General features: G+C 47.9%; 5 protein-coding genes. 4 read left to right on the top strand and 1 reads right to left on the bottom strand.

Translation table 11 applies throughout. The annotated features are described in order from the left end of the window. The first annotated feature begins 75 nt into the window (after positions 1-75). From CHU_RS16715 to CHU_RS16700, 4 genes are all read left to right on the top strand, one after another. Positions 76-7,434 (top strand): gliding motility-associated C-terminal domain-containing protein, encoded by a 7,359-nt coding sequence (locus tag CHU_RS16715; protein ID WP_238379304.1) that lies wholly within the window; start codon positions 76-78, stop codon positions 7,432-7,434. Between the two features lie 174 nt (positions 7,435-7,608). Next, the gene (locus tag CHU_RS16710; RefSeq protein ID WP_238379303.1) at positions 7,609-14,850 is read left to right on the top strand and encodes a gliding motility-associated C-terminal domain-containing protein; all 7,242 of its coding nucleotides are present in this window, start codon (positions 7,609-7,611) and stop codon (positions 14,848-14,850) included. A gap of 263 nt (positions 14,851-15,113) precedes the next feature. Next, on the top strand, positions 15,114-22,217 hold the full coding sequence (locus tag CHU_RS16705) for a gliding motility-associated C-terminal domain-containing protein (protein WP_011586778.1): 7,104 nt from the start codon (positions 15,114-15,116) through the stop codon (positions 22,215-22,217). Between the two features lie 157 nt (positions 22,218-22,374). Continuing rightward, positions 22,375-23,331 (top strand): PorP/SprF family type IX secretion system membrane protein, encoded by a 957-nt coding sequence (locus CHU_RS16700; protein ID WP_011586777.1) that lies wholly within the window; start codon positions 22,375-22,377, stop codon positions 23,329-23,331. A 77-nt stretch (positions 23,332-23,408) separates the two neighbouring features. Here the strand turns inward: CHU_RS16700 and CHU_RS16695 are convergent, their stop codons facing one another. Then, entirely contained in the window at positions 23,409-24,254 is an 846-nt protein-coding gene (locus tag CHU_RS16695; RefSeq protein WP_011586776.1) for a substrate-binding domain-containing protein, read from the bottom strand. Between the last annotated feature and the right edge of the window lie 10 nt (positions 24,255-24,264).

Genomic DNA, 24,264 nt, shown 5'->3' with positions numbered 1-24,264 from the left:
TAGAAGCTACCCCACAAGTTGGGGAACTAATGGATAAATCCAAAAAAATAATTACAGAATTATATACATATGAAAATGAAGAAGCATAGAGGCGGGATTAGTAGATACTTACTTGGTATTGTTTTTATACTGTTATCATTCTATAGTTTTGCGCAGTGCGGTACAGAAACGTTTACGGTAAAAGACTGGTGTGAGAATTCCTATGCGGAATGGACAATAACCAACCCCGATCCTACTGCCAAATACCACTGGTATGAACCTGTATACAATGCTGCCGGAACAGTTATTGTTGATACACTGGATAGAAATTACGGAGAAAATACTGCGGGTACGTATTTTGTTTCCCCATACAGATATACAACCCCTTCACCTACACCAGTAACGCCAGGCTGGGACAACCGTACCTTCTGGTATGTAAAGGAAAAGCCTGCAACATTCAGCTTAAATAATCCAACAGCTGAAAACCATGCAGTAGCACCGGCAACCGGCTATAGTATGAATTTTACATCTACGCTTGAGACACGTATAAATTATGTTACGATTCCATTTTTCTCCTATTATGTAGATCCGGGTAGAACATGGTATGTTCAGGTACAGATAGGTACAAAGTATTCGGCAATTTATTATTTCAATTCAACAAACCTTACAAGAGTAACAACAAATGTATACTTATTGCGTGTACCGGTATTTATTGATACTCCGGCTGGTTCCTATACAATGAGTGTTGTTACAAACCCGGCATCGCCAACGCCAGGAACAGTTGCAATCGGAACAAATCAGCTGGATCTTGCCATGCTGAACACAGCTACTACATTTCCAATTAACAATACTGCAGGTATTAATATTACCGGATCATCGAATGCAGGAAGATCAATGATCTATAAATGGGAAACAGATACTTATTGCCCATATAGATTTACACCTGCAGCTAAAAAAACGACAACAGGCTGTTGCGTACCCGTTCTTGTAACCGGTGTTGTGGTAGCATCAAATCCGATCATTGTGAGCGGCACAGACAATACCGATCTGGATGTTACCGTATATGAAAGCACGTCAAACTATTTTCAATGGTATAAAGATGGTGTGGCTACTACAGGCGGAGCAGGCTTAATACATATCAATGTGAATCAGGCGGGTGTTTATTCAGTCCGTGAAGTTAAAGTTGCCGCAGATCTCAACAAAGTCAGCTGTTACCAGGAAGCAACGGTAACGGTTTCTGAACGTTCCTTATTTGCACGGGTAAATAATCCGAAAGCGAGTTATTGTGTCGGAGACAAGGTTACGGTTGAAGCGTATGGATCAAACATCGGTTCTGTAGCCTGGACTCCGGCATCACTGGCAACGTCTCCCAATTCAAAAATCACGGAAGTAACATTAAACGCTACCGGAACATTAAATTTTACAGCTACAGCTCAGGTGTTCACCGGTCCGTCTATCATCAACGGTGACTTTGAAGCCGGCAATACCGGTTTTACGAGTGACATGACAAATACTACCGGAACGCCTTCCAGCGGGCAGTACCGCATTGATACCTACGTAACAGAACAGCAGTCTTACTGGAGTGCTTCTGCAACACCCTCGCCTGCCGCACAAATGAAAGGTTCCGGAAGATTTTTATACTCAGATGGTTTCCAGACGTACCAGCCGGGAAGTATCATCTGGAAACAAACAGTTCCGGGACTAAGCCAGAATCAGAATTATACGTTTTCCATGGATCATGCAAACATTTCCTGGAATTCAGATCCTTCCAATACAGCCCGCGTAGCAGATATTGATACAAAATTTGATATCTATATCAACAACGTTAAAATTACAACGTTTACAACAGATGGTCAAGGCCAGTATGCAGGTGTGGGCCGCTGGAAAACCGATCAGGTGGTTTGGAATTCAGGTACGGCAACACAGGCAGTTATCGAAATCAGACAGCAGGTGAAAGGTGGTACCGGATATGACTTTGCCATTGACAATATTTTATTTGGCGGGCCTGTACTGCAAACAGCAACGGTAAGTGTTGGTCCGATCGCTGATTGTTTCGACGTTATTCCAAGCCAGAGCGCCTGCGTAGGAGCGAATAAAACACTAACGGCAAAAGCAATCAATACCGTTACAGGAGAAGAAGTAGGGGTAATTGACCGCTGGGAAGCACCGGTAGGTACGGTAGTAGGTACCGGTAAAACAATTACGGTATCGCCTGCCGTTACAACAACGTATACCGTGTATGCACGTTTTCCTGCATCAAATTTAATACAGAACAGTGATTTTGAACTGGGTGCCAATGGGTTTAAATATGGTACGGCCAATGGATTGTATAACCAGGGAAATTCCCAGGGAAATTTTCAGGTACTGAAAAATCCTACTACTACCGGATGCGGTGGATATTGTGTGAATTTGGGCGACCATACAACCGGTACCGGAAATATGTTATTTGTGGATCCGCAAACGGCAGATGGAAATGTGATTGCCTATGATTTCAATGCCATTGGCGGACAGAGTTATCTGTTTTCGTTATGGGTGGCGAATGCCGTTAATTTTGCCAGCAATGCAAATCCACTTCTTTCCAGCGTAAGTTTCATAGTAAATGGTCCGGGTGTTACCAACCAGACAATTGCAAGTATCAATACAACAAAAGACAATGTCTGGAACCAGTTGAGTACTGTCTGGACACCGCCATCCAATGGGGCATATACATTAACCATCCGTGCGAAAGGGGATGCAACGTTGCAGGCATTGCAACCGGGCAATTCCGGCGGAAATGATTTTGTTATTGATGACATCATCCTGGCAGAGCCAACCAGTAAAGTATATTCCAAAACAATTGTTGTTACACCCTGCGTTACCTGTACACAGCCAACAAGTGTTACCATTACAACGCCGGCGGCAGCTACGGTAACCATCTGCCAGGGTACCGCACAAACATTATCCGGAACGGTTACCGTACCGGCTGCATCATCGGCAACCGGCGGATACAGATATCTATGGATCAAAATGGGTGCTACTCCTGCAGCCAATACGGTGCTGACATCCGGCGCAATAACGCCAGCAATCAATACAGCAACAGCAGTACCTGATTATACAGGTATAACCGGTGCGTTGACGGATGCAGGTAAATATATTTTGCGTGTTGAAGACGGCACAGCAGGAAATCCAACATGTTTCAGAGACGATACGCTAACCCTTGTTATAAACCCGACAACAGTTGCGGGTTCCATAGCCGCAGCGCAGACGATCTGTACGGGCGGCGACCCGGTAGCCTTTACCAGCGTAGCAGCTACCGGCGGCAACGGGACAACATATTCGTATGTATGGGAAAAATCGATCAACGGAGCAGCGTATGCCGATATTACACCTGCAGTTACTACAGCTACTTTTGATGAAGGCGTATTAACCAATGCAGGGACAACAGCCATGACGGTTGACTACCGCCGTAAAGTTACTTCCGGGGCCTGTCCGCAGGTCACCACAGCCGCTGTCCGTATCACGGTTAACCCAGCCATTGTTGCGGGCATAGTTGCGGCCGACCAGACGATCTGTTCAGGCGGGGATCCGGCAGCCTTTACGGTAACGGCGACCCCGACAGGAGGCACAGGCACGTATACTTACCAGTGGCAGAGCGCTTCAGCCCTTGCAGGTACATATACCAATATAGCCTCAGCAACAGGAGCCACCTACGATGTTCCATCGGGCTTAACAGCAACCACGTATTACAGAAGAGTAGATGCCTCAGGCACCTGTACAACAGTCAACACCAATGTTATCACTGTCACGGTTCAGCCGGCTTTAGTTCCGGGTACTGTAACAGCCGATCAGACCATCTGTTACAATACAGCACCGGCAGCATTCACAAGCACAGCAGCTGCCAGCGGCGGCAACGGTACTAGCTATGCGTATCAGTGGCAGACCAGCACAACAGCTGCAGGCGTCTATACAGATATTGCCGGAGCAACCAATGCAGCATTTACAGACGCGACCCTGCTTACAGCAGATAAATATTACAGAAGAAAGGTTACTTCCGGTACCGTTGCTACCTGTAATATAGCCTATACCGCAGCGATCCATATAACCGTTTCTCCCGATCTTGTTGTTGGGAGTATTGGCACCGCACAGACCATCTGTACAGGTACAGCTCCTGCAACTCTAACAAGCATAAGCCTTCCAACCGGAGGTAAAACACCCTATACATACCAATGGCAATCCAGTCCGGATAACGGAACAACTCCTTGGTCTAATATCGGTTCAGCTACAAGTGTAGATTACACTCCTGGCACGTTAAGTACAGATATGTACTACAGAAGGTCAGATATTTCAGCTGGCGGCTGCGGAACATTATATACAGCAAGCATAAAAATCACGGTTGATCCTTTAGTAACAGCAGCTGTTATTTCATCCGACCAGTCAATCTGTTCAGGCGCAGCACCCTCTCAGATCGGCGGCGCGGCAGCAGCAGGGGGTTCAACTACTGCCACGGCAGGTTATGTATGGGAAGTATCAACAACCTCAGGGAGCGCGGACTTCAGCGCAATTTCAGGGGCTACATTAAAAGACTATACACCGGGTACCTTAACAGTTGATACCTGGTACAGAAGAGTTGATAAGAAGGGTACATGCGCGGGAGTAGCTTCGAATGCGGTTAAGATTTCTATTGTAGCAGTAGCACCAGCTACCGTATCGTTATCCCGGTTACCATCTGGCCCGATCTGCGAAGGTACCAATGTTACCTTTACGGCCAGCGTTGGCAACGGCGGCACACCTGCTTATGTATGGACATCCTCTGTAACGGGTGCGTTGGCTTCAACCACAGATACGTATTCAAGCACAACGCTTGTAGACGGAGAAGTTATCACCGTTGATATTACCAGCAGCTTAAGCTGTGCGAACCCGAAAACAGCGACAGCGAGTTCTACGATGGTTGTGAATACAAAAGTAACGCCAACGATATCGATCACAGCAGACAAGACAACGATCTGTCCGAGTGAGAGTGTAACCTTCAGCATCACAGCCCAGACCAATCAGGGTACAGCTCCTGCCGGCCCAACGTACCAGTGGCAGACCAATAAGAGCGGTACTTACCAGAATATTTCAGGAGCGACAAACAGCACATATATAGCCTCTTCGGTTACCAATGGGGAATCGTTCCGTGTAGTAATGACAACAGGCTTAACGTGTGTAACGTCAGCTACCGCCGTCTCCACACCGGTAGCCGTTACGGTTACCCCTGTACCGACCTTATCGGTAAGCATTGCAGCTGATAAGGCCACGATCTGTTCAGGTAATGCGGTTCAGTTTACCGCTACCGCAACGGGTTCAGGCTCCACACCTGCGCCAACGTATGAGTGGTTCATCGGAGCGGCAGGTTCAGAAACCAGCCAGGGAGCAGGTTCCACCACGGCGAACCCGTACAGCACAACATCGTTAACGACCACAGCAGCGTTAAGCCCTCAGACCTACAGCATTTATGTAAGAGCGACCAGCAATGCAACCTGCGCGAGCACCACTCCGGCACAGTCCGCAGCGGTCACTGTTACGGTAAATGCCGGAGTTGGCGCGGGAACAATCACAACAACGTTATTAACGATCTGCAACAACACCGTTCCCGGTGCGATTACTGAAGCAAGCGCTGCCAGCGGAGGCACTTCCCCGACCTATACGTGGGAAGAATCCATTGACAACGGGGCCTGGGGCCCTGCCACAGGCACTGTAAGCGGTACGGGCTTTACACCGAGCGGCGCCAAAACAGGCACCAAAGTATCCTACAGAAGAATTGTAACCTATACAAGCATCCCGGCTCCATGCAACACAGCCATGAGCAACATTATCGACATCACGGTTAACCCTGCTTTAGTGGCCGGCGTTATCCAGGATGATCAGATAATCTGTTCAGGATTGGTTCCGGCAGCGCTTACCCAGGTAAGCGCGCCAACAGGCGGTACAGGCAGCTATACCTACCAGTGGCAGAGCAGCACCACAGGCACAGCCGGTTCGTTCAGCAATATTGGCGGAGCCACCACATCTGGCTATGCACCGGGCGCATTAACGGCAACCACCTACTACCAGCGCGTGGAAACGTCCGGCACATGCGGGAGTGTCACCGGCAATATGGTAACCATCACCGTATCGACCCCCGAAGTAGTAACAGCCCAGATCAACGATCCGGGTCAGGTATGCGAGGGTTCAGTGCCGATGGTGTTTACGGCCACCACAACGGGATCCGGTACCTTAACGTATGCCTGGACACTTGACGGAGCACCGGTAGGCACCAACAGCAGTACATACAGCTATAACCCAACCACAGCATCCGATGCAGGCAAAAAAGTAAAAGTAGTTGTAACGACCTCAATCGGCTGTAATGCCGGTCCTGGTATCTCCAATGAAGTAGCCCTGAATATTGTTGTATCAAGCATGCCTTCGGTAAGCATCACGGGAGCGCCTGCGGTACAGTGTTCCGGTTTACCGGTCCGCTTTACGGTAAGCAATACCACAGCCGGTGGCAACAATCCGACCTACCAGTGGTTCATCGAATCACAGGCAGGTGTAGCCACCGCAGTAAGCGGGGCAACCAATACAAGCTTTACCAGCACAGGCTTAACTGCCGGGGATAAGGTGTATGTGGAACTTACTTCCAATCTTGGCTGCGCACTGGGTACCAACCCGCACGCTTCCAATAAGATCGCACCAGCGATCCTTGCTACACCGGCTCCGGTGATCAATGAGACACCGCTTCCGATCTGCAGCCCGGAAGGGTTTGAGTTCACCGCTGTAGTAGGAAGTGCAACGCCTCCAAATACGCTGCAGTGGTATAAGGATGGCGTAGCGATAAGCGGAGCAACCACAAGCATCTATAAAGCCTTTGAAAGCGGACTTTATTCGATAGAGGAAAGCAATGCAGCGTGCGGCACGATCTCCACGGAAGTACCGCTTACCGTAATCCAGACGCCGGTAGCCAATGCGGGTTCAGATATCACGGTAAAAGAAGGAGAGCAGGTAACGCTGAACGGCAGCGGGGGAGTAATCTACAGCTGGAGCCCGGATACGGGTCTTGATGATGCCAGTTCAGCCACTCCGAAGTTAACAGCTGATAAGACAATCATGTATATCTTAACGGTTCGTGATGCCACAGGCCAGTGCCATGATGATGATGAAGTAATGGTGTTTGTGGAGCGTCCGATCAAGGTACCCAATGTAATAACAGTAAACGGGGATGGAGTGAACGATACCTGGGAGATTGAGAACATCGAGAGCTTCCCCAATGCCGAGTTCCTGATCTACAACCGCTGGGGGAACCTGGTGTGGAAGAGCACAGGGTATCCCAAGGAGTGGGATGCGACCAACTTCCGCAACGGGGAAGTATTGCCTGACGGTACCTACTTCTACATCATCGACCTGCACAGCACCATCTATACAGAAGCGTACACCGGGTATATACAGGTTGTGAAATAAAAATTCACTCTTATAGGCGTATTTCATAAGTATCTCAAAAAGAGTCATTTATTTCTTATTATAAAGAAATAAATGACTCTTTTTTTATAAATAGTTACTTTTCTATAAAAACTAGTATAAAAACTGTACAAATGGTAAATTTGTATCCCTATGTGGATTAAATCTGTATCGAAAATGAAAAAAAATACTCTCGGATTAAAAATAATCATTCAATTAGTAATAGTTTTTCTTTCTATTCATACTAATGCACAGATTTTAGTTTCCGGTACGGACTTCGATCCTTCACCAGGAAATGCTTCAAGATTTTATATTGGATTAGATGATATAACTCAAATAGGTTTTCAAAATGGAAGTATAACATCCACTCCTCCATTAGCTACCAATGTAAATCCCAATATATTTAATGTTGGGTATTTATATGCCGTTACACCAACACCCATTCGCTTAGATAGTACGCGTTATCAGAACTTTATCCCTGTTGATTATTCATATGTATACGCACCACCAGCCTCAAGTGGTGGTAATCTTAACATTTTGCAATATTCACTTACAGGTTTAGTTCCTAATTCAAGTGTTTCCGTTATTGTTGATTATTGCAGTGCGGTAAAATCTACGTATGCATCTTGTACGGGTCAGCGGAATGAATTTAAAGCAGGCATTAATTTAGATGCAAGTAACCAATTGTTTGGTAATGATGTAACCCAGATAGGTATGGGTGAATGCAGAAGTGCAACAATAACGGGTACTGTAGATGCTGGAGGAAATATGGTATTCAGAATGAACAATACCAGATTTGGTTCATGCCAGGCGATGGCTATCAAAAAGATTGCGATAATGGGTTTTCCTCAACCGGCAATTATTTCTACTTCAGGAACAGAAGTTTGTGCAGGTGAGCAGATTACTGTACAGACAACATCTACCTATAATGCAACGTATCAATGGCAGGTGGATAATGGATCCGGAACATTTACCAGTATTGCTGGTGCAACAAACCAGGCATTGTTATACGAGGTTGGAACAACACCGGCTACATATAAATTCAGATGTCTTGTTACTCCATTACCTAGCGGAACGGCAATAGCTTCTAATGTGGTTCAGATAAAATCAATAACGTGCTGCCTTGATCCGGTTACAGGTGCCGGAACGTCACGAAAAACTATTTATTATGATGATTTCGGAACCCTGGATTTATCGGATGCTACTGGAAGGACCTATAAAGTATGGGATTACACAGATATAACAAATCCGAAACTCGTTACAAAAACGACAACAACTCCTTTCCGGTGGACATTAACTCCTGCTCCTTTGGGAGCAACTTTTAAGGCTACAGGCCCATTACAGGATGGAGAATATGCTGTGGCATCTTACCTTACAGCTACAGCTGCAGATGGTGCTTATGCTGGTGCACAACTGGATTGGGCAAACCGGGTAACCGGCCCGACAACTCCGCCAAATGTTTCCTTAGATCATTCCGGTACAAAAGCGGGAGGAGCGTTATTTATAAACTGTCCGCCTAATACTCAGGGACAGAAATTGTATACACGCACCATTCCTGATTTATGTTTTGGAAAGCAATTGTATTTTGAATGCTGGATTGCAGTATTTACAAATGGTCCAGCTGGAGGTTGCCCTTCATACTCTCCTGTGGATGTAACTATTAAATTAACAGATGGATCAAATACAGCTAATACATCTTCTGCAAATGCTACTGCTACAAGACAGAGCGATGGCGGCGGCGTTTGGGTACGTGTAGCCGGCAATATAACACTTGGTGCCGGAAGTACGTCTGTTATTATGGATGTGATAAATAATTCAAACCAATATCTGTGCGGTAATGACCTTGTTATTGATGATATCAAAATTATGGCATGTGCTCCGCCGCCCTTAGATGTGTACTTTGATATTCCTACGATATCCACTAAGAAAGATGTGTGTACGGCAGCATTGGATCTGAATTCAAAACCAAGCACTCTTTTAAAAGCGTATTATAATAATGCTCCGAAGTATTTATATCAATGGACTAAAACACCGGCGGATTATACTTCATGGAAAAACCTGGCTGTTCCGCCACAATCCGGAGAAGTTTTTACTATTGCAAATCCTTCCTTAAATGCAGCATATACCGGAACAGTAAATGGCGATAAAATTTATTTCAGAGTAATCGCCGCTACAGATGCTGTATTTACTTCCAATAATAATTTTACAGCGCCTAAGTATGCGAATGATAATGATCCGTGTAAAAATTATTCGGTTTCAAACATAATCGAGTCTACTGTTAAATGTCCGAGCTGCACGAAACCATCTGCAGTAACGATCACGACCCCGTCTACGGGTACGGTAACGCTTTGTCAGGGTACGGCTCAGAATTTAATCGGCAGAGCAACAGTAACAGCAGCAGCTCAGAATACAAACTTCACGTATTCGTGGATCAAGGTTTTACCAACCCCTGTAACTACCCCGGTTGCAGCAACGGTAATTGCGCTTCCGGCCAATACCCCTACGTCTACGCCGGCGTTTGCCTTAACGGGCGCGTTAGCGGATGCAGGTACCTATACCTTACGCGTTGAAGACGGAAGCGCAGGTAATGCAGCCTGTTATACAGAGGCGAGTGTGGTAGTTGTTGTTGACCCTGTAGTAACAGCAGCGACAATTTCAACGGCACAGACCATCTGTTCGGGCACAGCTCCTGCACAGATGGGCGGCGCGGTAGCAGCAGGCGGTTCAACAACGGCCACAGCCAGTTATGTATGGGAAAGTTCAGCAAACGGAACAAGTGGCTGGACAACTGTTTCAGGTGCAACGTTAAAAGACTATACACCGGGAACACTTACAGCAGATACGTATTACAGAAGAACGGATAAAAAAGGAGCATGTACAGGTGTTGCATCGAATGTGATAAAAATCACGGTTGACCCTGTAGTAACGGCAGCGACAATTTCAACGGCACAAACCATCTGTTCGGGCACAGCTCCAGCCCAGATCGGCGGTGCTGTAGCAGCGGGCGGTTCAACAACGGCCACAGCCAGTTATGTATGGGAAAGTTCAGCAAACGGAACCAGTGGCTGGACAACTGTTTCAGGTGCTGCGTTAAAAGACTACACACCGGGAACACTTACCGCAGATACGTATTACAGAAGAACGGATAAAAAAGGTGTATGTACAGGCGTTGCATCGAATGTGATAAAAATCACGGTTGACCCTGTAGTAACGGCAGCGACAATTTCAACGGCACAGACCATCTGTTCGGGCACAGCTCCTGCACAGATCGGCGGTGCTGTAGCAGCAGGCGGTTCAACAACGGCCACAGCCAGTTATGTATGGGAAAGTTCAGCAAACGGAACCAGTGGCTGGACAACTGTTTCAGGTGCTGCGTTAAAAGATTACACACCGGGAACACTTACCGCAACAACATATTACAGAAGAACAGATACAAAAGGCGTTTGTCCTGCCGCTGTTTCCAATGTTATTCAGATCACGGTTGACCCTGTAGTAACAGCAGCGACAATTTCAACGGCACAGACCATCTGTTCGGGCACAGCTCCAGCCCAGATCGGCGGCGCTGTTGCAGCAGGCGGTTCAACAACGGCCACAGCCAGTTATGTATGGGAAAGTTCAGCAAACGGAACAAGTGGCTGGACAACTGTTTCAGGTGCAACGTTAAAAGACTATACACCGGGAACACTTACAGCAGATACGTATTACAGAAGAACGGATAAAAAAGGAGCATGTACAGGTGTTGCATCGAATGTGATAAAAATCACGGTTGACCCTGTAGTAACGGCAGCGACAATTTCAACGGCACAAACCATCTGTTCGGGCACAGCTCCAGCCCAGATCGGCGGTGCTGTAGCAGCGGGCGGTTCAACAACGGCCACAGCCAGTTATGTATGGGAAAGTTCAGCAAACGGAACCAGTGGCTGGACAACTGTTTCAGGTGCTGCGTTAAAAGACTACACACCGGGAACACTTACCGCAGATACGTATTACAGAAGAACGGATAAAAAAGGTGTATGTACAGGCGTTGCATCGAATGTGATAAAAATCACGGTTGACCCTGTAGTAACAGCAGCGACAATTTCAACGGCACAGACCATCTGTTCGGGCACAGCTCCTGCACAGATCGGCGGTGCTGTGGCAGCAGGCGGTTCAACAACGGCCACAGCCAGTTATGTATGGGAAAGTTCGGCAAACGGAACCAGTGGCTGGACAACTGTTTCAGGTGCTGCGTTAAAAGATTACACACCGGGAACACTTACCGCAACAACATATTACAGAAGAACAGATACAAAAGGCGTTTGTCCTGCCGCTGTTTCCAATGTTATTCAGATCACGGTTGACCCTGTAGTAACAGCAGCTGTTATTTCATCCGACCAGTCAATCTGTTCAGGCGCAGCACCCTCTCAGATCGGCGGCGCGGCAGCAGCAGGAGGTTCAACTACTGCCACGGCAGGTTATGTATGGGAAGTATCAACAACCTCAGCGAGCGCGGGCTTCAGCGCAATTTCAGGGGCTACATTAAAAGACTATACACCGGGTACCTTAACAGTTGATACCTGGTACAGAAGAGTTGATAAGAAAGGTACATGCGCGGGAGTAGCTTCGAATGCGGTTAAGATTTCTATTGTAGCAGTAGCACCAGCTACCGTATCGTTATCCCGGTTACCATCTGGCCCGATCTGCGAAGGTACCAATGTTACCTTTACGGCCAGCGTTGGCAACGGCGGCACACCTGCTTATGTATGGACATCCTCTGTAACGGGTGCGTTGGCTTCAACCACAGATACGTATTCAAGCACAACGCTTGTAGACGGAGAAGTTATCACCGTTGATATTACCAGCAGCTTAAGCTGTGCGAACCCGAAAACAGCGACAGCGAGTTCTACGATGGTTGTGAATACAAAAGTAACGCCAACGATATCGATCACAGCAGACAAGACAACGATCTGTCCGAGTGAGAGTGTAACCTTCAGCATCACAGCCCAGACCAATCAGGGTACAGCTCCTGCCGGCCCAACGTACCAGTGGCAGACCAATAAGAGCGGTACTTACCAGAATATTTCAGGAGCGACAAACAGCACATATATAGCCTCTTCGGTTACCAATGGGGAATCGTTCCGTGTAGTAATGACAACAGGCTTAACGTGTGTAACGTCAGCTACCGCCGTCTCCACACCGGTAGCCGTTACGGTTACCCCTGTACCGACCTTATCGGTAAGCATTGCAGCTGATAAGGCCACGATCTGTTCAGGTAATGCGGTTCAGTTTACCGCTACCGCAACGGGTTCAGGCTCCACACCTGCGCCAACGTATGAGTGGTTCATCGGAGCGGCAGGTTCAGAAACCAGCCAGGGAGCAGGTTCCACCACGGCGAACCCGTACAGCACAACATCGTTAACGACCACAGCAGCGTTAAGCCCTCAGACCTACAGCATTTATGTAAGAGCGACCAGCAATGCAACCTGCGCGAGCACCACTCCGGCACAGTCCGCAGCGGTCACTGTTACGGTAAATGCCGGAGTTGGCGCGGGAACAATCACAACAACGTTATTAACGATCTGCAACAACACCGTTCCCGGTGCGATTACTGAAGCAAGCGCTGCCAGCGGAGGCACTTCCCCGACCTATACGTGGGAAGAATCCATTGACAACGGGGCCTGGGGCCCTGCCACAGGCACTGTAAGCGGTACGGGCTTTACACCGAGCGGCGCCAAAACAGGCACCAAAGTATCCTACAGAAGAATTGTAACCTATACAAGCATCCCGGCTCCATGCAACACAGCCATGAGCAACATTATCGACATCACGGTTAACCCTGCTTTAGTGGCCGGCGTTATCCAGGATGATCAGATAATCTGTTCAGGATTGGTTCCGGCAGCGCTTACCCAGGTAAGCGCGCCAACAGGCGGTACAGGCAGCTATACCTACCAGTGGCAGAGCAGCACCACAGGCACAGCCGGTTCGTTCAGCAATATTGGCGGAGCCACCACATCTGGCTATGCACCGGGCGCATTAACGGCAACCACCTACTACCAGCGCGTGGAAACGTCCGGCACATGCGGGAGTGTCACCGGCAATATGGTAACCATCACCGTATCGACCCCCGAAGTAGTAACAGCCCAGATCAACGATCCGGGTCAGGTATGCGAGGGTTCAGTGCCGATGGTGTTTACGGCCACCACAACGGGATCCGGTACCTTAACGTATGCCTGGACACTTGACGGAGCACCGGTAGGCACCAACAGCAGTACATACAGCTATAACCCAACCACAGCATCCGATGCAGGCAAAAAAGTAAAAGTAGTTGTAACGACCTCAATCGGCTGTAATGCCGGTCCTGGTATCTCCAATGAAGTAGCCCTGAATATTGTTGTATCAAGCATGCCTTCGGTAAGCATCACGGGAGCGCCTGCGGTACAGTGTTCCGGTTTACCGGTCCGCTTTACGGTAAGCAATACCACAGCCGGTGGCAACAATCCGACCTACCAGTGGTTCATCGAATCACAGGCAGGTGTAGCCACCGCAGTAAGCGGGGCAACCAATACAAGCTTTACCAGCACAGGCTTAACTGCCGGGGATAAGGTGTATGTGGAACTTACTTCCAATCTTGGCTGCGCACTGGGTACCAACCCGCACGCTTCCAATAAGATCGCACCAGCGATCCTTGCTACACCGGCTCCGGTGATCAATGAGACACCGCTTCCGATCTGCAGCCCGGAAGGGTTTGAGTTCACCGCTGTAGTAGGAAGTGCAACGCCTCCAAATACGCTGCAGTGGTATAAGGATGGCGTAGCGATAAGCGGAGCAACCACAAGCATCTATAAAGCCTTTGAAAGCGGACTTTATTCGATAGAGGAAAGCAATGCAGCGTGCGGCACGATCTCCACGGAAGTACCGCTTACCGTAATCCAGACGCCGGTAGCCAATGCGGGTTCAGATATCACGGTAAAAGAAGGAGAGCAGGTAACGCTGAACGGCAGCGGGGGAGTAATCTACAGCTGGAGCCCGGATACGGGTCTTGATGATGCCAGTTCAGCCACTCCGAAGTTAACAGCTGATAAGACAATCATGTATATCTTAACGGTTCGTGATGCCACAGGCCAGTGCCATGATGATGATGAAGTAATGGTGTTTGTGGAGCGTCCGATCAAGGTACCCAATGTAATAACAGTAAACGGGGATGGAGTGAACGATACCTGGGAGATTGAGAACATCGAGAGCTTCCCCAATGCCGAGTTCCTGATCTACAACCGCTGGGGGAACCTGGTGTGGAAGAGCACAGGGTATCCCAAGGAGTGGGATGCGACCAACTTCCGCAACGGGGAAGTATTGCCTGACGGTACCTACTTCTACATCATCGACCTGCACAGCACCATCTATACAGAAGCGTACACCGGGTATATACAGGTTGTGAAATAATCTTTGAAAGTAAGAAATATAAAAAAAGCGGTTGATTAGAATAATCAACCGCTTTTTTTATTAGCATGTAATTGAAATTTTTCCAGAAAAATTGTAACAAAAGAAGTTGTTTTGCGTACCCACTCAAACCCCATACTCTAATTATTTTATATTATCTCCTTAAAGGTTACATTTTAATCTAAAATGGTATTTAATAAATAAATAATAGAATTTACCTGGTATAATACCGACTTCTAAATTCATACTTACAAAATGCACTCAATATGTTTAAATTCAGAAAGTTATACTATACATGGATAATAGCTGTTATCAGTCTATTAGCAACTGTACAAGTAAAAGCGCAGGATTTATTAATATCCGGCGGATATGCGTATTCAACTGCCATATGTGCAAACGGTAACGTGTATTCCTGGGGCCAGAATAATGCTGGCACACCCTCTATAAAGGGTACATTAGGTATAGGTTCAGCGACCGATCCTATACTTTCTCCAACAAGAGTGTTATTTCCTACAAATGACCCGTATTTTTCCGGGGTATTAGGACTTCCCAATATTACAATTCGTGCTGTTGATGCAGGGTCTACGCTAACGCTGATGGCATTGGATTGTCATACAGGTGTATGGACAGTTGGTATGAATAATGATGCAAATGGTGTCTTGGGACAGGGCCCCGGTAAAGGTGGTGCATCAACGGTGCCGGCAAGGGTGTTAAAAGGAGAGTATACAGGTACCGCATATCATCCGTCTTTATCTACGTATTTGACGAATGTAAAATCCATTTCAGGAGGTGATAATATGAACTATGTTATCATGAACGGATCAGGTGAAGTAATGTCGTGGGGCTTAAATGCAAATGGTCAGTTAGGGAATGGTACAACAACATCAAGTACGACACCGGTATATGTTAGAACGAATGCTACAACAACATTAAAAAATGCTATTCAGATTGAAGCCGGAGATAAGACAGGTTATGCCTTAATTGATCCGGATGGAGATGGAATAGGTACAGTATATTCCTGGGGAGCCAACACAAATGGAGAACTGGGGCGTTCCAATGCGGGAGGCACAAATAACGGTACAGAGAATGGCCCCAATTCAAATTACGCCAGCCCCGTTGTATTCAAAACAGGTTTGCCATTAGACAACATTGTTTCAATTTCTGCAGGTGACGTAATGTGTTTTGCGATTGATGTGGATGGATTTGTCTGGGCATGGGGTAATAACGGCTGGTTTGGTTTATGCGGTACAGGTCCGGGCGGTGTGCATTCCGATCCGAAAAGAGTTCTGGCCGGAGAGTGGGCAACCACGCCGGGTGGAGCGGGGCAAACGTTTTTAAAGGCGCGTGCTATTGGTGGCGGGCAGGGTTTTGGTATGGCTGTTTCTATTGATGGCATTCCTTTGGCCTGGGGTGGAAATGGCGGCAATAATGGATATTTAGGAAATGGATCAACAACTCCTTCAGATGTTGCTGTAATTATCCGTACAAGTGCTGCTGCATACGATACAGATGTTATCGGTATTTCAGACGGTGACGGCTGGGGCTTTTACACCCGCAGAGACGGTAGTCTAAGAACATGGGGTTTTAATGCACAAGGACAATTAGGTATCGGAAACACAACGAGCCAGGTATATGCGGTAACCTTTGCATTACCGGGAGGCTGTGCAATCCCGGATCCGAAACCATTTGCGAAAATTACACCGAGAGATCAGAATATATGTCCAGGTTCATGGACAGGAACATTATTGAATTCGCAGTTTAATGTGTCCGGAGCATTAGCACCAAACTATACCATAAGATGGTATAAAGATGGATCGGCTACTCCAATTACCGGTGCTACAACATCTACATACAATGCAACGGCAATAGGTACCTATAAGGTGGTAGTCAAATATATCGGAGCTTCTGTACCATGTGCTACGTATCCGGACGCGATAGATGAAATTACCATTGCTGAAGCGGTTGCACCGTATACGGCAAATGCAGGGACATATTGCGGGACAACCGGAACATTTTCAGTTACTGGATATACCGGGAATTTAACAAACTTCCAATGGTTTAAAGATGCTGTGGGAGGAACCGCTATACCGATTACACCTGCTACTACTCCTCCCAATACAAGTAATACCATTACTACAGCATTAACAAATGCTACGATGGTAAACGCAACTACCTATAGATTGTGGGCAGAAGACATCTACGGATTAGATAATTATGCAGCTAAAACCCCTCCTTGTGCTACTACATCCCGTATGGCGATAAATGGAGGAAGCTTTGCAGTAGCTTTCACGTTGGCTCAGACAAACGGTGTAATCATTAATTCCATAGATGTAACAGCCTGGGACTACAACAATAAGACAGTTAGTTATCAAGTAAGAATATTATCTGATAATGGCTCTAATTCACCTGATTTTGCTTCCAATATATGGACGAGTCCAACAAAAACAATGGATTTTACAGCATCTGCGGTTCAGCAATCCATTCCATTAAACTTTAATGCTTCAATTTTAACTCCCGGTACGAAATACTGGATGCAGATAATTTCAACAGATCAGTTTACTGTGGCCGATTATACCGACTGTAGTGCCAATCCATTACCACTTGTTGATGATAGCGGGAAAGGTGTCTTAACGATCGGGAATTCATATAAGAATAGTAGTGTGAATACGAAGTTTCCTAATATTTATAATTTTAATATTAAAAGAGGAATTGCTTATCCATGTAAAAGAATACCAGTTGATATCACAAAAGATTGTCCACCCTGCACCAAACCGTCCTCGGTAACGATCACGACCCCTTCTACGGGTACGGTAACGCTTTGTCAGGGTACGGCTCAGAATCTAATCGGCAGTGCAACAGTAACAGCTGCTGCACAGAACACCAACTTTACGTATTCGTGGATCAAGGTTTTACCCACCCCTGTAACCACCCCGGTTGCAGCAACGGTAATTGCGCTTCCGGCCAATACACCTACGTCTACCCCGGCATTTGCCTTAACGGGCGCGCTAACGGATGCGGGTACCTATACCTTACGTGTAGAGGATGGCAACACAGGGAATGCATCCTGTTATACAGAGGCCAGCGTAGTGGTAGTCGTGAACGCTACAACAGTTGCGGGTTCCATAGCCGCAGCGCAGACGATCTGTACGGGCGGCGACCCGGTAGCCTTTACCAGCGTAGCAGCTACCGGCGGCAACGGGACAACATATTCGTATGTATGGGAAAAATCGATCAACGGAGCAGCGTATGCCGATATCACACCTGCAGTTACTACAGCTACTTTTGATGAAGGCGTATTAACCAATGCAGGGACAACAGCCATGACGGTTGACTACCGCCGTAAAGTTACCTCGGGGGCCTGTCCGCAGGTCACCACAGCCGCTATCCGTATCACGGTTAACCCAGCCATTGTTGCGGGCATAGTTGCGGCCGACCAGACGATCTGTTCAGGCGGGGATCCGGCAGCCTTTACGGTAACGGCGGCCCCGACAGGAGGCACAGGCACGTATACCTACCAGTGGCAGAGCGCTTCAGCCCTTGCAGGTACGTATACCAATATTTCCTCAGCAACAGGAGCCACCTACGATGTTCCATCGGGCTTAACAGCAACCACGTATTACAGAAGAGTAGATGCCTCAGGCACCTGTACAACAGTCAACACCAATGTTATCACTGTCACGGTTCAGCCGGCTTTGGTAGCAGGTTCCATAGCATCGGCCCAGACCATCTGTACAGGCGGCGACCCGGTAGCCTTTACCAGCGTAGCAGCTACCGGCGGCAACGGGACAACATATTCGTATGTATGGGAAAAATCCATCAACGGGGCAGCGTATGCCGATATTACTCCAGCCGTAAGCACAGCGACCTTTGATGAAGGCGTATTAACCAATACAGGTACAACCGCTATGACCGTAGACTACCGCCGTAAAGTTACCTCGGGAATGTGTTCTCAGGTGACCACCGCAGCGGTACGTATCACAGTTACTCCGGCCATTGTTGCCGGCGCTATAGCCACCGATCAGGCGATCTGTTCAGGCGGTGACCCGGCAGCCTTTACAGTTCCAACGGCAGCATCGGGCGGTACAGGCACCTTTACCTACCAGTGGGAATCCTCGGTTTCACCGTTCACAACCTGGACAGCAATATCCACATCAGGCACAGGCTCTACCTATGATGCCCCATCAGGCTTAACAGCGACAACCCACTACAGAAGAGTTGTCTCATCAGGTACATGCACTGCAGCCAACACCAACGAAGTGATTGTTACCGTAACACCGACTGTTGCGCCAGGGGTAACAATCTCCACGCCATCAACGACAATCTGTGCGGGCACAAGCGTAACGTTTACCGCTACGCCAACCAACGCAGGTACGCCTCCGACTTATCAGTGGTACAAAGGAGCAGTAGGCTCAGGTACGGCGATAGGTTCAGCAACAGGCTCCACCTATACAACCAGTTCGGTAGCCAACAACGACAGCTATTATGTTGTTGTAACCAGTACGGCAACCTGCCCGAGCCCTGCCACAGCAAGCTCCACAGCGATAGTAATGACTGTAACCACGGTTGTAACCCCTGCGGTAAGCATTACAGCAGCACCAGCCGGTACGATCTGCGCCGGCACAAGCGTAACCTTTACAGCGAGTCCGGGCAACGGAGGTACCGCGCCGACCTATGAGTGGTTTATAAAAAAGACCACAGATGCGGCCCCTGTAAGCCAGGGGGCAGCGAGCTCTGCAGCAGGATCCGATGAGTTCACGCGTTCCAACCTTGGAAACGGCGATGAAGTAAGCGTTCGTATGGTAAGTAACTCCGGCTGCGTAGTTGCTCCGGGTATAGCCAATTCGAATGTGATCACGATGACAGTTACACCGATCCCTGCCCCGTCGGTATCGTTATCAGCCAACAAGAGCACGTTATGTCCATCCGAGACCATTATTTATACAGCCGTTCCGACAGCAGGGGGTGCCGCACCTACCTATGTATGGAAAAATAACGGCACAGTCATTACAGGCCAGTCGGGCTCAACGCTGACAACCACAGGTACAGCGATCGGCACACCAAACTCCATTACGGTAGAAATGGTAAGCAATGCGCCATGCGCGCCTGCAACCCCGGCCGTCTCCACACCGGTAGCCGTAACGGTTACCCCTGTACCGACCTTATCGGTAAGCATCGCAGCAGATAAGACCACGATCTGTTCAGGTAATGCGGTTCAGTTTACCGCTAGCGCAACGGGTTCAGGCTCCACACCAGCGCCAACCTATGAGTGGTTCATCGGAGCGGCAGGTTCAGAAACCAGCCAGGGAGCAGGTTCCACCACGGCGAACCCGTACAGCACAACATCGTTAACGACCACAGCAGCGTTAAGCCCTCAGACCTACAGCATTTATGTAAGAGCGACCAGCAATGCAACCTGCGCGAGCACCACTCCGGCACAGTCCGCAGCGGTCACTGTTACGGTAAATGCCGGAGTTGGCGCGGGAACAATCACAACAACGTTATTAACGATCTGCAACAACACCGTTCCCGGTGCGATTACTGAAGCAAGCGCTGCCAGCGGAGGCACTTCCCCGACCTATACGTGGGAAGAATCCATTGACAACGGGGCCTGGGGCCCTGCCACAGGCACTGTAAGCGGTACGGGCTTTACACCGAGCGGCGCCAAAACAGGCACCAAAGTATCCTACAGAAGAATTGTAACCTATACAAGCATCCCGGCTCCATGCAACACAGCCATGAGCAACATTATCGACATCACGGTTAACCCTGCTTTAGTGGCCGGCGTTATCCAGGATGATCAGATAATCTGTTCAGGATTGGTTCCGGCAGCGCTTACCCAGGTAAGCGCGCCAACAGGCGGTACAGGCAGCTATACCTACCAGTGGCAGAGCAGCACCACAGGCACAGCCGGTTCGTTCAGCAATATTGGCGGAGCCACCACATCTGGCTATGCACCGGGCGCATTAACGGCAACCACCTACTACCAGCGCGTGGAAACGTCCGGCACATGCGGGAGTGTCACCGGCAATATGGTAACCATCACCGTATCGACCCCCGAAGTAGTAACAGCCCAGATCAACGATCCGGGTCAGGTATGCGAGGGTTCAGTGCCGATGGTGTTTACGGCCACCACAACAGGATCCGGTACCTTAACGTATGCCTGGACACTTGACGGAGCACCGGTAGGCACCAACAGCAGTACATACAGCTATAACCCAACCACAGCATCCGATGCAGGCAAAAAAGTAAAAGTAGTTGTAACGACCTCAATCGGCTGTAATGCCGGTCCTGGTATCTCCAATGAAGTAGCCCTGAATATTGTTGTATCAAGCATGCCTTCGGTAAGCATCACGGGAGCGCCTGCGGTACAGTGTTCCGGTTTACCGGTCCGCTTTACGGTAAGCAATACCACAGCCGGTGGCAACAACCCGACCTACCAGTGGTTCATCGAATCACAGGCAGGTGTAGCCACCGCAGTAAGCGGGGCAACCAATACAAGCTTTACCAGCACAGGCTTAACTGCCGGGGATAAGGTGTATGTGGAACTTACTTCCAATCTTGGCTGCGCACTGGGTACCAACCCGCACGCTTCCAATAAGATCGCACCAGCGATCCTTGCTACACCGGCTCCGGTGATCAATGAGACACCGCTTCCGATCTGCAGCCCGGAAGGGTTTGAGTTCACCGCCACAGTAGGAAGTGCAACGCCTCCAAATACGCTGCAGTGGTATAAGGATGGCGTAGCGATAAGCGGAGCAACCACAAGCATCTACAAAGCCTTTGAAAGCGGACTTTATTCGATAGAGGAGAGCAATGCAGCATGCGGCACGATCTCCACGGAAGTACCGCTTACCGTAATCCAGACGCCGGTAGCCAATGCGGGTTCAGATATCACGGTAAAAGAAGGAGAGCAGGTAACGCTGAACGGCAGCGGGGGAGTAATCTACAGCTGGAGCCCGGATACGGGTCTGGATGATGCCAGTTCAGCCAATCCGAAGTTAACAGCCGATAAGACAATCATGTATATCTTAACGGTTCGTGACGCCACAGGCCAGTGCCATGATGATGATGAAGTAATGGTGTTTGTGGAGCGTCCGATCAAGGTACCCAATGTAATAACAGTAAACGGTGATGGAGTGAACGATACCTGGGAGATTGAGAACATCGAGAGCTTCCCCAATGCCGAGTTCCTGATCTACAACCGCTGGGGGAACCTGGTGTGGAAGAGCACAGGGTATCCCAAGGAGTGGGATGCGACCAACTTCCGCAACGGGGAAGTATTGCCCGACGGTACCTACTTCTACATCATCGACCTGCACAGTACCATCTATACAGAAGCATACACCGGGTATATACAGGTAGTGAAATAAAGAATAACAGAATAAATAAAAAACAATAGAATAATAATAATAACCGGTAAAAGGCATTAAGCAGAGAAATCAATCCTGCAGTCTGCAGTGCTGATAGTGCTGATATTCTTTTACCGGTTTTGATAGAGAGAGAAAAAACAATTAAAAGATCGCTTGAATGAAAAAGTCTTATTTGTTATTGTGTTTCATGTTTTGTTGTGCAGTTGGCGCGTTTGCTCAGCAGCGTCCGCAATACACGCAGTATATGGTTAACCCGTTTTTGTTAAACCCGGCCGTTTCGGGAACAGAAGACTATGCAGATCTGCGGGCAGGTTACCGCAAGCAGTGGGCAGGTTTTGAAGGATCACCGCGTACCATGTATGTGAGTGCGCATACCAATATCGGCAAGCATTTAGTCACCAATAACCGTTCAAGAAGCAAGAAAAACGGTTTCCATGGAATCGGCGGTATTATAACCAACGATGCGATCGGAGCCACCAATACGACCACGTTGAGTGCAGCATATTCCTACCATTTGAAAGTATCCAAAAAGGTATTTGTATCGCTGGGTGCTATGGGTGGATTTAACCAGTTTTCGCTGGATGCCAACAAGCTTCAGCCGGCCTCTCAAGGGGATAACCTGATCCAGAGCCAGTCGAAGATGGGTTTAGGGGATATCACAGTTGGTGGCTGGGTGTATTCAGATAAGTTTTACTTTGGAGCCTCTATGGCTCAGCTGGCACCGAGCTTAACGTTTACACGTACAGGGGAAGCGCTTAACTATCAGCTGGCGCACCATTATTTTGTGATGGCCGGTTATATGATCCCGCTGGGATATGATTTTAAATTCATTCCATCGGTTTGTATCAAAGGGTTAACGCCTGCGCCTTTATCGTTTGATATCAATGCGAAGATCCGTTACAAGGATTTTTTATGGGCCGGAGTATCGTACAGAAACCGGGATGCGGTAGCGGGTATGGTTGGGATCATCATCAACAATATCTTTGATATCAGCTATTCCTATGACTATGTAACCAGCGACATTCATAAATATACAGGAGGCTCCCATGAGATTGTGGTAGGGTACCGCTTACGCTCTCAGGGCAGAATCATCTGCCCCTCTAACTTCTGGTAAGAAAAATATACTCGCAAGAGAAAAAAGAGCGGGTGTTTAGAAATTTCTAAACACCCGCTCTTTTGCATATATGAACGCTATGCCTTGCAGATATGGGTGTAATCAGGTTTTTCTTTTAAAATTCCCGCTTCAACCAAGGCATGGCAGGTTGTATCAAAATCTTTTTCAGTAAGTGGTGTATTGATTGCCCATTCAATACGGGAATACCAGTCTTTTGCATCTTCAATCTTTAAATCATATACAGAAGCAATTGTTTGTACCGGGTCAGGAAGTTGTTGAATGAAATGTATTGCTTTTTCCAGTGCTCTGTACATACCCGATAAATTACCAATACGTGCAGAAGCCTTTTTAGTAATTGTGATTACTACAGAAGGCCATGGTGTGGGGCATTCACCGATTCTTCTCAATTCACCATTATATACATAAGGAGCCGTCATGTTTTTTTCCCATAGAAAATAATCGGAATCATTTTTTTGTAAAGAAACGCGTGCACCATCTAAATTCTGTATCAATTCCCAGGAAGCATCTGTTAAGCTTAAACCACGCTGAATGCGGTCAACAAGCGCCATCAGATGAGAACCGGAACCCATTCTGCTTACAGCATATTTAATAAGGCCTGGGGTATCCGGATTTGAATGCTGTGATTGTGCACCGGTGTGTATGCCCCATATTAAGGGAGATGATACGTATACAGAATCAATCGTTGAAGGGTTACCATTTGCAATATCGGTAATAGCACCTTCCGTTAACAGTGTTGCAATATCAATAATATCTGCACGCAGATCCTGACACATGGCTCCTGTACCGCCTTTGTAATCTATCCATTCAAATTCAATACCTTCAGCAGAAAAATAACCCTGTTCAATAGCAACATGCCAGGGATAATTGAAATGCTCAGGTACACCGCCACATCTTATTTTCATGTTAGTTGAA

Source organism: Cytophaga hutchinsonii ATCC 33406, assembly GCF_000014145.1.
GTDB classification, from domain to species: Bacteria; Bacteroidota; Bacteroidia; order Cytophagales; family Cytophagaceae; genus Cytophaga; species Cytophaga hutchinsonii.
This window is presented reverse-complemented; position numbering and strand designations above follow the sequence as displayed.